This window comes from Streptomyces sp. NPDC058620 (assembly GCF_042717135.1).
Classification (GTDB): Bacteria; Actinomycetota; Actinomycetes; order Streptomycetales; family Streptomycetaceae; genus Streptomyces.
Map to the genome: position 1 here is coordinate 1 of NZ_JBHXQO010000103.1, position 11,548 is coordinate 11,548.

At 70.2% G+C, this 11,548-nt stretch carries 15 protein-coding genes and 1 pseudogene; 8 read left to right on the top strand and 8 right to left on the bottom strand.

All coding sequences use genetic code 11. The features are described 5' to 3' along the window. The 3 genes and pseudogenes from ACFWSK_RS36665 to ACFWSK_RS36675 form a co-directional block, all read right to left on the bottom strand. Window positions 1-102, bottom strand: a pseudogene (locus ACFWSK_RS36665) (electron transfer flavoprotein subunit beta); the annotation flags it as partial. Between the two features lie 201 nt (window positions 103-303). Further along, on the bottom strand, window positions 304-810 hold the full coding sequence (locus tag ACFWSK_RS36670) for a flavin reductase family protein (RefSeq protein WP_383796218.1): 507 nt from the start codon (window positions 808-810) through the stop codon (window positions 304-306). Window positions 811-1,006: 196 nt separating this feature from the next. Beyond that, complete coding sequence (locus tag ACFWSK_RS36675; RefSeq protein ID WP_383796221.1) at window positions 1,007-1,333, bottom strand: TlpA family protein disulfide reductase; 327 nt, start codon at window positions 1,331-1,333, stop codon at window positions 1,007-1,009. Window positions 1,334-1,550: 217 nt separating this feature from the next. On the opposite strand from ACFWSK_RS36675, the gene ACFWSK_RS36680 reads away from it, so the two are divergent. Next, window positions 1,551-2,273, top strand: a complete 723-nt coding sequence (locus ACFWSK_RS36680) for a lysophospholipid acyltransferase family protein (protein ID WP_383796224.1) — start codon at window positions 1,551-1,553, stop codon at window positions 2,271-2,273. A gap of 29 nt (window positions 2,274-2,302) precedes the next feature. On the opposite strand, the gene ACFWSK_RS36685 is transcribed toward ACFWSK_RS36680, so the two are convergent. The 4 genes from ACFWSK_RS36685 to ACFWSK_RS36700 form a co-directional block, all read right to left on the bottom strand. Then, window positions 2,303-2,452, bottom strand: a complete 150-nt coding sequence (locus tag ACFWSK_RS36685; RefSeq protein WP_383796226.1) for a hypothetical protein — start codon at window positions 2,450-2,452, stop codon at window positions 2,303-2,305. A gap of 87 nt (window positions 2,453-2,539) precedes the next feature. Next, window positions 2,540-3,601, bottom strand: coding sequence for a threonine aldolase family protein (locus ACFWSK_RS36690; protein WP_383796254.1), 1,062 nt, complete (start codon window positions 3,599-3,601; stop codon window positions 2,540-2,542). After that, window positions 3,598-4,365, bottom strand: a complete 768-nt coding sequence (locus tag ACFWSK_RS36695; RefSeq protein WP_383796229.1) for an SDR family NAD(P)-dependent oxidoreductase — start codon at window positions 4,363-4,365, stop codon at window positions 3,598-3,600. The genes ACFWSK_RS36690 and ACFWSK_RS36695 overlap by 4 nt, the downstream gene beginning before the upstream one ends. 26 nt (window positions 4,366-4,391) lie before the next feature. Continuing rightward, window positions 4,392-5,789, bottom strand: coding sequence for a DUF6421 family protein (locus ACFWSK_RS36700; RefSeq protein WP_383796232.1), 1,398 nt, complete (start codon window positions 5,787-5,789; stop codon window positions 4,392-4,394). 313 nt (window positions 5,790-6,102) lie between these two features. Between ACFWSK_RS36700 and ACFWSK_RS36705 the strand changes: the two genes are divergently transcribed. Beyond that, window positions 6,103-6,786, top strand: coding sequence for a glycerophosphodiester phosphodiesterase (locus ACFWSK_RS36705; RefSeq protein WP_383796235.1), 684 nt, complete (start codon window positions 6,103-6,105; stop codon window positions 6,784-6,786). 6 nt (window positions 6,787-6,792) lie between these two features. Here ACFWSK_RS36705 and ACFWSK_RS36710 read toward each other — a convergent pair whose 3' ends face one another. Then, a complete protein-coding gene (locus ACFWSK_RS36710) occupies window positions 6,793-7,350 on the bottom strand; it encodes a GNAT family N-acetyltransferase (RefSeq protein ID WP_383796237.1) in 558 nt (185 codons plus the stop codon). 178 nt (window positions 7,351-7,528) lie between these two features. On the opposite strand from ACFWSK_RS36710, the gene ACFWSK_RS36715 reads away from it, so the two are divergent. From ACFWSK_RS36715 to ACFWSK_RS36740, 6 genes are all read left to right on the top strand, one after another. Then, window positions 7,529-8,104, top strand: a complete 576-nt coding sequence (locus tag ACFWSK_RS36715; protein ID WP_383796241.1) for a DUF5134 domain-containing protein — start codon at window positions 7,529-7,531, stop codon at window positions 8,102-8,104. 85 nt (window positions 8,105-8,189) lie between these two features. Continuing rightward, window positions 8,190-9,125: a M56 family metallopeptidase gene (locus ACFWSK_RS36720; RefSeq protein WP_383796243.1), complete on the top strand. Its 936-nt coding sequence runs from the start codon at window positions 8,190-8,192 to the stop codon at window positions 9,123-9,125. Between the two features lie 42 nt (window positions 9,126-9,167). Continuing rightward, the gene (locus tag ACFWSK_RS36725; RefSeq protein WP_383796257.1) at window positions 9,168-9,875 is read left to right on the top strand and encodes a phosphatase PAP2 family protein; all 708 of its coding nucleotides are present in this window, start codon (window positions 9,168-9,170) and stop codon (window positions 9,873-9,875) included. Between the two features lie 18 nt (window positions 9,876-9,893). Then, window positions 9,894-10,592, top strand: coding sequence for an HAD family hydrolase (locus tag ACFWSK_RS36730; RefSeq protein ID WP_383796246.1), 699 nt, complete (start codon window positions 9,894-9,896; stop codon window positions 10,590-10,592). 106 nt (window positions 10,593-10,698) lie between these two features. Next, window positions 10,699-10,878, top strand: a complete 180-nt coding sequence (locus tag ACFWSK_RS36735) for a hypothetical protein (protein ID WP_383796249.1) — start codon at window positions 10,699-10,701, stop codon at window positions 10,876-10,878. 49 nt (window positions 10,879-10,927) lie between these two features. Beyond that, on the top strand, window positions 10,928-11,425 hold the full coding sequence (locus ACFWSK_RS36740; protein WP_383796252.1) for a GNAT family N-acetyltransferase: 498 nt from the start codon (window positions 10,928-10,930) through the stop codon (window positions 11,423-11,425). Window positions 11,426-11,548 lie beyond the last annotated feature (123 nt).

Consider the following 11,548-nt stretch of genomic DNA (forward strand, 5'->3'; position numbering starts at 1 on the left):
ACCGTCCACATCCTCACGATCCACCGTCAGGTCATCAGCGAAATGCCGATCACCAGTCGCGTCGGGCACGTACTTCACACAGACAACGATCCTCAAGCTCACGCCGGCTCTCCTACTGCATCGTCATTTCCGGGCTGCCTTGTTGCTCGCAGCATAGGCGCCTGATGGGGCGGTTTCCGGTCGTAGCGACCGACGCTCCGACCTGAATATTACTAATCAGTACACCCAGTGCTTCACGCATAAGCAAGCGCTTGGACTGTGATCTGCCCAACGCCCCGAAGCCCTGCCGCGCCTTGGGCGGGATCAGTCTCGCAGGGCGGTGAAGCGGCCCTGGTGGTAGACGAGCGGCCGGCCGCCTCCTGCCGGGTCGCCGACCACGGCCTGGGCGATGACGATGCGGTGGTCCCCCGCCGGGACCCGGGCCACGACACGGCACACCAGCCAGGCGAGGACTCCGCCCAGTACCGGCACACCTTCGGGCCCACTACGCCAGTCGGTGGACGGGCCGAAACGGTCGGCGCCGCTGCGCGCGAATGTGGCGGCCAGTTCCTGCTGATGCTCCCCGAGTATGTGGACACCGATGTGCTCGGCCTCGGCGAGGACCGGCCAGCTGGAGGACGAGGTCCCCACGCCGAAGGAGATCAGCGGCGGCTCCGCGGCGACGGAGTTCAGGGAGGTCGCGGTGAACCCGACCGGGGCCCGGCCGGCCGCGGTGATCACGGCCACGCCTGCGGCGTGCTGCCGGAAGACGGAGCGGAGGAGGTCGGGCGAGGCGGTGAGGGGGCTTTCGAGCTCGGGCGAAGCCGTCATGGAACTGTCCTTCTGCTGGGAGTGCGTACCGGGCCGTGGGTGCTCAGACACCCGGACAGCGCGCACTCGCGTTGCGGGCCAGGTCGACATGGGCCCGGCCGAAGAGAAGGAGTTCTGGCGGCATAGCGTCAGACTGACGATGCGTGGCGGGTGCAGTCAAGTGCGTTCCGCGATGTGGGAGATGCATCACGGTCCGTCACATCGCCTGCCCCAGAGCCGCGACGACATCCACCGTGCGTGGCTGGCCCGCGGCGCGGCGGACGATCCTGCCGTCCGCGTCCAGGACCAGGACGGTCGGCGTCTTCGTGATGTCCAGCCGGCGCACCAGAGTGAGATGTGCCTCGGCGTCGATTTCGACGTGCGCGACACCTTCGATCATGCCGGCCACCTCGGCGAGGGTGCGGCGGGTTGCGCGGCAGGGCTGGCAGAATGCGCTGGAGAACTGCACGAGCGTGGCCCGCTCCCCCAATTCCACGCCGAGTTGGGCCGCGTCCAGCCTGTCGGCACGTGTCTGCCCGTCCACCGTCGGCCTCCTGTCAGAGCTCATCGCAAAGGGTCAGCACCGAGCGGCAGTGAGACATTCCCGGAGGTTCCACGTGATGAGAATCTCGCGCCCCGTCCCCGCCGGGGCTGGCCACGGCGTCGCGCATGGGGCACGATCGGCCCAATGCCGAAAACCTACGGCTGCGTAACTTCCGCCGGGAGAACCTCCCCAGGCACTGAAGAAGGGTCTTCTCCAGATGGCAGAACTCGTCTATCGGCCGGTCATCGGCGCCGCTCTCACCCTGTTCAAGGCGCTCGACCTGAAGATCGACACTCAGGGTTCGGAGCACATCCCGAAGACCGGCGGTGCGGTTCTGGTCAGCAACCACATCAGCTACCTGGACTTCATCTTCACCGGCTTGGGCGCTCTGCCACAGAAGCGACTGGTGCGCTTCATGGCAAAGGAATCGGTCTTCCGGCACAAGATCTCCGGCCCGCTGATGCGGGGAATGAAGCACATCCCCGTCGACCGCAACCAGGGCGAGGACGCGTATGCGCACGCGCTCGCGTCGCTGCGGTCCGGCGAGATCATCGGGGTGTTCCCCGAAGCGACGATCTCGCAGTCGTTCACGCTGAAGAGCTTCAAGTCGGGTGCGGCACGTCTGGCCCAGGAGGCCGGCGTACCGCTGATCCCGATGGCGCTGTGGGGCACTCAGCGGATCTGGACGAAGGGGCGGCCCCGTAACTTCGGGCGCAGCCACATCCCGGTCACCATCCGGGTGGGCGAGCCGATGGAGGCCCCCACCGACCAGTACGCGGGTGCGATCACCCGGCGGCTGCGGGACCGGGTGCAGGAGCTCCTCGAAGCCGCGCAGCGCGCCTATCCCGTGCGTCCCAAGGACGCCAGTGACACGTGGTGGGTTCCGGCCCATCTCGGCGGTACGGCCCCGACGCCCGCCGAGGTGCGCGAGCAGGGCTGACGCGGTCGCTGACGCCCCCGACCCGGGCGTCAGCCGGGGGCGTGGACGGTGACCCGCGCCCCGGGGCCCAGTTTCTCCAGCGATTCGGCGAGTTCGGCGCCCGCGGCGTCGAGCTCGCCGATCGTCATGGGGGCGAACTGGCGCCAGGGCGCTCGCACGCGGCTCTGAGTGAGCTGCATGACCACGGGGCATGACCACGGGAGCATAGGAAAGCGGTCGACCGGAAGCCAGTGGCTTTTCCGGTCGACCGCATAGGTATGCGAAAACTACTTCGCCATTTCCTCCTTGAGCGCCTGCACGAAGGCGTCGACGTCTTCCTCCGCCGTGTCGAAGGAGCACATCCAGCGGACGTCCCCGGCCGACTCGTCCCAGAAGTAGAAACGGAAGCGCTTCTGCAGCCGTTCGCTCACCGCGTGCGGCAGCCGCGCGAACACGGCGTTGGCCTGCACGGGGTGCAGGATCTCCACGCCGTCCACGCCGCGGACGCCTTCGGCGAGCCGCTGCGCCATGGCGTTGGCGTGGCGGGCGTTGCGCAGCCACAGGTCACGCGACAGCAGCGCCTCCAGCTGGACCGACACGAAACGCATCTTGGAGGCGAGCTGCATCGACAGCTTGCGCAGGTGCTTCATCGCGCGGACCGCGTCCGGGTCGAGGACGATGACCGCCTCGCCGAAGATCGCGCCGTTCTTCGTCCCCCCGAAGGAGAGGACGTCGACGCCGACCGTGTTGGTGAACGTACGCATGGGCACGTCCAGCGACGCGGCGGCGTTGGATATCCGGGCCCCGTCGAGGTGCACCTTCATGCCGTGCCCGTGGGCGTGGTCGCAGATGGCGCGGATCTCGTCGGGGGTGTAGACGGTGCCCAGTTCGGTGTTCTGGGTGATCGACACGACCTGCGGCATCGCCCGGTGCTCGTCGTCCCAGCCGTATGCCTGGCGGTCGATGAGCTCGGGCGTCAGCTTGCCGTCGGGCGTCGGCACGGTGAGCAGCTTGAGGCCGCCCATGCGCTCCGGCGCGCCTCCCTCGTCCACGTTGATGTGCGCGGACTCGGCGCAGATGACGGCGCCCCAGCGGTCGGTCAGCGCCTGGAGGGCGAGAACGTTGGCGCCGGTGCCGTTGAAGACCGGGAAGGCTTCCGAGCTGGAACCGAAGTGGCTGTGCACGACCCGCTGGAGGTGCTCGGTGTAGTCGTCCTCACCGTAGGCGACCTGGTGGCCGCCGTTGGCGAGGGCGAGGGCGGCGAGGATCTCGGGGTGTGCGCCCGCGTAGTTGTCACTGGCGAAGCCGCGTACCTGCGGATCGTGGTGACGACGCGCGTCGGTCTTCACGGTTGCGGGGTCAGCCACAGGCGTTTTCCGTTCACTTCTCCGGCGGGCAGGTCCCAGACGCCGGCGATGGCCTCGGCCAGCTCCTTGACGTCGGTGAAGCCCGCGAACTTCGCGTTCGGACGCTCGGCACGCATCGCGTCGTGCACCAGCGCCTTGACGACCAGGATCGCAGCCGCGGCCTTCGGACCTTCGTCGCCCCCCGCCTTGCGGAAGGCGTCGGCGAGCGCGAGCGTCCACGCCTCGGCCGCCGCCTTGGAGGCGGAGTAGGCGGCGTTGCCCGCGGTGGGCGCGCTCGCTCCCGCCGCGCTGATGAGCAGGTAGCGGCCCCGGTCACTGCGCTGGAGGCCCTGCTCGAAGGCCAGCGAGGTGGACTGGACCGTACGGATCAGCAGCTTCTCCAGCAGGTCCCAGTCGGCGAGGTCGGTCTCGGCGAAGCTACGGCTGCCGCGCCACCCGCCGACGAGGTGCACCAGGCCGTCGATGCGGCCGAATTCCTTCTCCGTCTTGTCCGCCCATTCCCTGGCGGCCGCCAGGTCGAGCAGATCGACGGTGTCGCCGGTGACGGTCGCGCCGCCGTGGGCGTAGCGAGCGGCGTCGACGGCCTCGGCGAGACGCTCGGGGTTGGCGTCGGAGGCGACGACGGTCGCGCCGGCCTCGGCGAGCCTCATCAGCGTGGCCCGGCCGGCCGGTCCCGCCGCTCCCGCCACCGCGATGACCGCGCCTTCGAGTGCGCTCCCGGTGCCGTTACCCGTCGTTCCGGTCATGGACTCCGCCTCCTTGGGACGAGCGCTCACGCGGCTGCCTGCCCGGCATCGGCCGCGGTGATCCCCTTGGTGGAGGCGATCACGTTCTTCAGCTTCTTGGAGAGTGCCTCATAGAACATGCTCAGGGGAAACTCGTCCGGAAGCACGTCGTCGACGAGCTTGCGCGGCGGCTGCGTGAGGTCCAGGGCGTCCGGCCCCTTGGCCCAGCGGGAGCCGGGGTGCGGGGAGAGGTAGGTCGACACCAGGTCGTACGCGGCGAACCAGTGGACCAGCTTGGGGCGGTCGATGCCGTCCCGGTAGAGCTTCTCGATCTCGCCGCAGAGCTGGTTGGTGACCTGCGGTGCCCGCTCCCAGTCGATCTTCAGCGTGTTGTCCGTCCAGCGCAGCACGTCGTGCTTGTGCAGGTACGCGAAGAGGAGCTGGCCGCCGAGGCCGTCGTAGTTGCGGACGCGCTCGCCGGTGACGGGGAAGCGGAACATCCGGTCGAAGAGCACCGCGAACTGCACGTCGCGGCCGTGGGCATTGCCCTCGGCCTCGAGCTTCACGGCCTCCTTGAAGGCGGTGAGGTCGCAGCGCAGCTCCTCCAAGCCGTACATCCAGAACGGCTGGCGCTGCTTGATCATGAACGGGTCGAACGGCAGGTCGCCGTGGCTGTGGGTGCGGTCGTGGACCATGTCCCAGAGCACGAACGCCTGCTCGCAACGGGCCTGGTCGCCGATCATCTCGCGGATGTCCTCGGGCAGTTCGACGCCCAGGAGGTCGACGGACGCCTCGGTGACCCGGCGGAAGCGGGCGGCCTCGCGGTCGCAGAAGATGCCGCCCCAGCTGAAGCGCTCGGGGGCCTCGCGCACGGCGATGGTCTCGGGGAAGAGGACCGCAGAGTTGGTGTCGTAACCCGAGGTGAAGTCCTCGAAGGTGATGCCGCAGAAGAGCGGGTTGTCGTAACGCGTGGCTTCGAGCTCGGCGAGCCATTCCGGCCAGACCATCCGCAGCACGACCGCTTCGAGATTGCGGTCCGGGTTGCCGTTCTGCGTGTACATCGCGAAGACGACCAGGTGCTGGAGACCGTCGGCCCGGCTCTTGGCCGGCTGGAAGGCCAGGAGCGAGTCGAGGAAGTCCGGCACGCCGAAACCTTCCGCGGCCCAGCGGCGCAGGTCCGCGACGAGGGCGCGGTGGTACGCGGCGTCGTGCGGGAGCAGCGGGGAGAGCTCGTCGATCGCGCTGACCACACGGTCGAGCGTCGCGGCGGCCGTCGCGGGCGACGGCGCGTGCTCGGCACCGAAGTCGATGGAACCGTCCTTCGACTGCCAGGGACGGATCTCCTCCACGGCGTCCTTGAGCGCGGGCCAGGCAGAGTGCTCGACCACCCGCAGGGCAGTCGCTATGGCGCCGTCGGTGACGTCGTGCACAAGAATTTCCGTCATAACACTTCCTCCACGGGAGAACCTCGCGTGAAGCAACCGTATCTGTGTGCGGTCACTTCGGACAAGTGGAGGTCCGAAGATTATCCTGTTGACCCCCTGGGCAACCGCTATTTTTCCTGTGACGTGCCGGGGCGGCGCGGGTTCCGTCGGCCTCGCCGAGGGGTCCGCATGCCCGGCGACATGGCGCGGTTGCCGAGTGTGCACGGCCGGTCCTTCCCGAGGGGCGGGCCATTAGGCTCCGCATGCCGTAGTGCCGTAGTGCCGCGTGGGTATGAGCCGCACGCGGGGAGTCGTCGACGGAAGCGAGATTGCCTTGACTTTTCTCACCATCGGCCATCGCGGGGTCATGGGTGTCGAACCGGAGAACACCCTGCGGTCCTTCACCCACGCGGAACAGGCCGGCATGGACGCCATCGAGCTCGACCTCCATCTGAGCAAGGACGGTGCGCTCGTCGTCATGCACGACGCCGCCGTGGACCGCACGACCGACGGCAAGGGGCCGATCGCCGAGAAGACACTGGTCGAGCTGCGTGAGCTCGATGCCGGGCAGGGCGAGCGGGTGCCGGTCTTCGAGGAGGTTCTCGACGCCGTCGCGTCGCCGCTCCAGGCCGAGATCAAGGACGTCGCCGCGGCGCGGGCCCTCGCCGAGGTGATGCTGAGGCGCGATCTCGTCGGCCGGGTCGAGGTGTCGTCGTTCCACGACGAGGCGGTCGCCGAGATCGCGCAGCTGGTCCCGGGCGTACGGACGGCGCTCATCGCCAGCCGCTGGGGCGTCGACGTGGTGGAGCGGGCGAAGGCGGTGGGCGCGGCCACGCTCGCGCTGAACATCCGCCGCCTCACCCTGGAGACCGTCGAGCGGGCGCACAGCGAGGGTCTGAAGGTGATCGGCTGGGTGGTGAACACGCAGGACCACCTCCGCCTGGTGCGCGCGCTCGGCCTCGACGGAGCGACGACGGACTACCCCGAGATCCGCCGCGCGGGCCGCTTCACCGCGTAGGGCGCGTCAGGGGGTGCTCAGGTCCTTGATCAGCAGCTCGAACGCGAGATCGTCGCGCTGCGGAACACCGAAGCGCTCGTCGCCGTACGGGAAGGGGGTCAGCTTTCCCGTACGGCGGTAGCCCCGGCGCTCGTACCAGGCGATCAGCTCCTCACGCACGGAGATCACCGTCATGTGCATCTCCCGCACACCCCAGCTCTCCACGACCGTGCGCTCGGCCTCGGCGATGATCGCCTTTCCGAGGCCCGCGCCCTGAAGCTCAGGTCGCACGGCGAACATCCCGAAGTACGCCGCTTCGCCACGGTGTTCGAGCTGACAGCAGGCGACCGGCGTTCCGTCGCGTTCGACCACGAGCAGGCGGCCCGCCTCCGCGGTCACGACCTCCCGGACGCCCTCGGCGTCCGTCCGCTGCCCCTGGAGGATGTTCGCCTCGGTGGTCCACCCGGCGCGGCTCGAGTCGCCGCGATAGGCGGATTCGATGAGCCGCACGAGTGCGGCCACGTCGTCCTCGGTCGCGTCGCGGAAGGTGAGCGGTCCGGAGTCCCGGGGCGGGGCCGTGTCCATGGTGGTGCTCTCCGTTTTCTGTGCTGCCGACGGTGCCGCACGAGACTAACCCGGCCCGGACCGCCCCCCGCGGGCCCGTCCGCGCTCCCCTGCACCTCAATGCGCCGGGTACAGGAGGTCCGAATCCGGGCATCGATGGGGCGACACCGGTGTCGTACGCCTGAGGGGGAGGTGCGCCGTGCACGGACCGGCGCTGTCCGGCTGGCTGCTGATGGTGTTGTGCGGGGTGGCGGGCGCCTACTGCCTGCTGCGTACGCGCGGCGCGACCGGGGAGGAGCGCAGAGCGGCGCGCGCGGAAGCGGCGATGGGCTTCGGTATGGCCGCGATGGCGGTGCCCGCCGCACTGCTCACACCGCCGGCCTGGACCTGGGCCGTGTACGCGGTGCTGTTCGGCGGCGCGGCGTTGCGCGCCCTCTGGTTCATACGGGGCGGCGGGCACCACCTTCAGCACCATCTGCATCATCTCGTCGGCTCGCTGGCGATGGTCTACATGGCGGTGGCGATGGCACCGGGCGGGGGCGGGCACGCCGGGCACGGTGCCGCCGCGTCCGCCGGGGGCATCCCCCTGCTGACCGGGCTGCTGCTGGCGTACAACGCGTTCTACGTGTTGACGTCGGCGGGCCGGCTGATCCCGGTGGCGGCCACGGCGGGGGCGCCGGGAGACGGCCCGGGCCGGGAGGCGCAGCCGGAGGTGGCACTGGCCTGCCGGCTGACGATGGGCATAGCCATGTTCGCGATGCTGCTCACCCTGTGAGACAGGATGCCGGATGGGCCGTGGCGTACGTCACTTGCCGGGCGCAGCCATACCCGCGACCACACGGCGCTCATAGGCTGACCGCATGTTGGTCTCCCTCGTGCTGCTGCTGCTCGGTGCACTGGCCGCCCTCGTGACCCCCAGCCTGATGGCACGGGCGCAGTGGCCGGAGCGCGAGCCGGTGGTGGCCCTGTGGGTGTGGCAGTGCGTCGTGGCGGGGGTGCTCCTCTCGTTCGGCCTCTCCATGATGTTCAGCGCCTCCGCCGCCTGGCAGGCCGTGCGCGGGCATGTGTTCGCACCCGCGCCGCACGCGGTGGTCGAGGCGTACGCCCTCGCGGCGTACGGCCCCTGGTCCGCCGTGATCGCCGTGCTGCTGGCCCTCGGCGGTGCGTGGACGCTGGCCATGCTGGTGCGGGAGATCCGCCGGGCGCAGTCGCGCCGTGCGCGGCGCCGCACGGAACTGCTGGTCCGTTCGCCGCTGATGCCCGGCGAGGAGCCCGGTGGCGGGCGGCTCGTGGTGCTGGAGGGTGAGCGTCCCGACGCCTGGTGGCTGCCCGGCACCGCGCCCCAACTCGTCATCACCACCGCCGCGCTCGGCCGGCTGAAGGGTCGTCAGCTGGATGCGGTGCTGGCGCACGAGCAGGGTCACGCGCGGGCGCGGCACGACTGGCTACTGCACTGTTCGGGCGCACTGGCCACGGGCTTTCCGCAGGTTCCCGTCTTCGCCGCGTTCCGCGGGGAGATGCACCGGCTCGTCGAACTCGCCGCCGACGACGTGGCATCGCGCCGTTTCGGCCGGCTCACGACCGCGCTCGCACTGGTCGGGCTCAACGAGGACCGGGGCGTGTTCGGCCCCTGTCCGCCGACGGACGCCCAAGTCCCGCTGCGGGTGAACCGGTTGCTGGCGCCCACGGAACGGCTCACGGCCGGCCGCAAGCTGCGACTGACCGCGGCGGCCACCCTGCTGCCCGCCGTACCTCTGCTGGTGGCGTTCGCACCCGGAATCCGCGCGCTGGGTTAGCCGGTCGAGGCGAACGTCGGCGAGGATCACCCCATGCGCCTCATGGACCCCCCACGCCATTCCGACGCCGACCACCGCCGCACCGACCCACGCCTCATGCTGACGGGCACCGTCTGCGCGGCCCTCGCGGTGGCGCTGGTGACCCTGGTGGCGGTGAGCTGGTCCCCGCTCATGTCGGTGGACCGCACGATCGCCGGCACCCTGCATCGCAGCGCCGTGAACGAACCCACTCTGGTGCACGTCAACCGCGTGCTGACGGACTGGGTGTGGGACCCCTGGACGATGCGCGCCGTGATCGCCGTCACGGTGATCGCCCTGTGGTGGCGGGGCGCCCGGTGGCTCGCCGTCTGGGTGGCCGCCACGAGCGCGCTCTCCACACTGGTCCAGCAAGGGCTCAAAGCCGCCCTCGGCCGGAAGAGGCCCCAGTGGCCGGACCCGGTGGACTCCGCGCACTACGCAGCCTTTCCCTCGGGCCATGTGATGACGATGGTGGTGACCTGCGCCCTCCTGCTGTGGCTGCTGCGCCTGCACGGAGCGGCGGCGCTGTGGTGGAGGACCGCACTGGCAGCGGCGGTCGTCTCGGTCCTCGGAGTCGGCTTCACCCGGATCTATCTCGGCGTCCACTGGATGACCGATGTGGTGGGCGGCATACTGCTGGGCGCGGCGGCGGCCGCGTTCGCGATCGTCGGATACACCGCCTTCCGGGCCCGCCAGGAACACAGAAGGGCGGCCTTGCCCCGTAGTTCCTGAGGCGGGGAGGATCGGGCCATGACGTTCACCGGCGCGCTCTTCGACTTCTCCGGAACCCTCTTTCGCATCGAGTCGGTCCACTCCTGGCTGCGTACCGTTCTCGACCAGCGCGGTCTGACCGTCGAACGGCACGCGTTCGAGGGGTACGTCCGCGAGCTGACATCCGCCGGAGCGCTGCCCGGCGGCCCGCCTCCCGCGTGTGTTCCGCCACACCTCACGGCCGCCTGGGCGGAACGCGACCGGAGTGCCGAACTTCACCGGGGCGCCTACACCGGCCTCGCCCGCCAGGTCGCCCTGCCCGATCCCGGTCTGTACGACGCCCTGTACGCCCGCCACATGTCACCGGCGGCGTGGCGTCCCTACCCGGACGCGGAACAGGTGCTGCGCGGGCTGCGCCGTGCGGGCACCGCGGTCGGCGTGGTCAGCAACATCGGCTGGGATCTGCGGCCCGTCTTCCGGGCCCATGGCCTGGACGACCTGGTCGACGCGTATGTGCTGTCGTTCGAGCACGGCATCCAGAAGCCCGACGTGCGGCTGTTCCGCACCGCCTGCGCGCTGCTGGGCCGGGAGCCGGCCGAGGTGGTGATGGTCGGTGACGACCGGCACGCCGACGGGGGCGCGGCGGCGCTGGGGTGCTCGGTGCGCTTCGTCGAGCACCTGCCGGTGGAGGAGCGGCCGGACGGCCTGCTCGCGCTGGAACTGACGCGGACACCATGACACGCCGATCGGAATCAGCCATAAACCTGGCCGATGTGGAGATGTGAGGGATATCCCCGTCGCACAATGTGTCGGATTGTCGGATCGGGGTCGTAGCCTTGTGTCTATGTCCACCTCTCCGTCCCCGTCCGGTTCCGTGCGTTCCGCCTCCGTCGTCAATCAAGCGATTCGCGACCTGTGGCAGCGCTCGGGCGGATACCTGTCTCCGGAGGACGAGGCGGAGTACCAGCGGCTGCTCATGGAGTGGGCCGCTGCGGCGGGGACGAGCGTGCGGTCCGCCGCCTGACGGAGGGAAACGCTCCGCTTCTCCCGACGGCCTGTGTCATGCTGCTGGCATGATCGACCGGCCCCCTGTGCTCATACACCGTCGGGCAGGCCGGGACCTCTCCCCCGCCGACGGGCTCACCGCCCTGCTGACCGCGTACCACCTGCGCACCGAGGCCGAGAAGGGCCGGGCCGTTGAGCGCGCGGACGCACTGCCCGCGCGGTACCGCACGGAGATCCTGTCGCCGCACAGCGCCTTCGCCGACGACGTCGTGGTGATCGCCAGGAGTGAGGGCGCCTCGGTGGGCTGTCTCGTGGTGACCGCCCCGGCCGACGGGCGGACCGAGATCAGACGCCTGTGGGTGGACCCCGCGATGCGGGGCGCCGGTGTGGCGTCCGCGCTGGTCGCGTGCGCGCTGGATCATGCCGCGCAGATCGGCGCGAGCCCGGTGGCGCTCTCCGTGTGGAGCTGGCGCACCGGAGCCATCGCGCTCTACGAGCGGCTCGGTTTCACCGTGGTGGACTCCTGGGACACCCGGGACGGCCTGGTCTGCATGGAACGCGCCTGATTCCCCCATTTCCCGCTTCCGGCGGTGCCCGGCGGCGCCGGAAGCGGGCGAACACCGCGCCGGGGGGGGCCCGGGGGGGGGGGGCCGGGGCCGGGGGCGCGGGGTGGCCCGGGGGAGAGAGGC

What these genes read in the sequence shown, in the direction of transcription:
- ACFWSK_RS36680 (WP_383796224.1), top strand. Translation starts at nt 1,551, where the DNA reads ATGGCAGAACTCGTCTATCGGCCGGTCATCGGCGCCGCTCTCACCCTG.
- ACFWSK_RS36730 (WP_383796246.1), top strand. Translation starts at nt 9,894, where the DNA reads ATGACGTTCACCGGCGCGCTCTTCGACTTCTCCGGAACCCTCTTTCGC.
- ACFWSK_RS36725 (WP_383796257.1), top strand. Translation starts at nt 9,168, where the DNA reads ATGGACCCCCCACGCCATTCCGACGCCGACCACCGCCGCACCGACCCA.
- ACFWSK_RS36695 (WP_383796229.1), bottom strand. Translation starts at nt 4,365, where the DNA reads ATGACCGGAACGACGGGTAACGGCACCGGGAGCGCACTCGAAGGCGCG.
- ACFWSK_RS36670 (WP_383796218.1), bottom strand. Translation starts at nt 810, where the DNA reads ATGACGGCTTCGCCCGAGCTCGAAAGCCCCCTCACCGCCTCGCCCGAC.
- ACFWSK_RS36700 (WP_383796232.1), bottom strand. Translation starts at nt 5,789, where the DNA reads ATGACGGAAATTCTTGTGCACGACGTCACCGACGGCGCCATAGCGACT.
- ACFWSK_RS36740 (WP_383796252.1), top strand. Translation starts at nt 10,928, where the DNA reads ATGATCGACCGGCCCCCTGTGCTCATACACCGTCGGGCAGGCCGGGAC.
- ACFWSK_RS36735 (WP_383796249.1), top strand. Translation starts at nt 10,699, where the DNA reads ATGTCCACCTCTCCGTCCCCGTCCGGTTCCGTGCGTTCCGCCTCCGTC.
- ACFWSK_RS36710 (WP_383796237.1), bottom strand. Translation starts at nt 7,350, where the DNA reads ATGGACACGGCCCCGCCCCGGGACTCCGGACCGCTCACCTTCCGCGAC.
- ACFWSK_RS36720 (WP_383796243.1), top strand. Translation starts at nt 8,190, where the DNA reads ATGTTGGTCTCCCTCGTGCTGCTGCTGCTCGGTGCACTGGCCGCCCTC.
- ACFWSK_RS36685 (WP_383796226.1), bottom strand. Translation starts at nt 2,452, where the DNA reads ATGCAGCTCACTCAGAGCCGCGTGCGAGCGCCCTGGCGCCAGTTCGCC.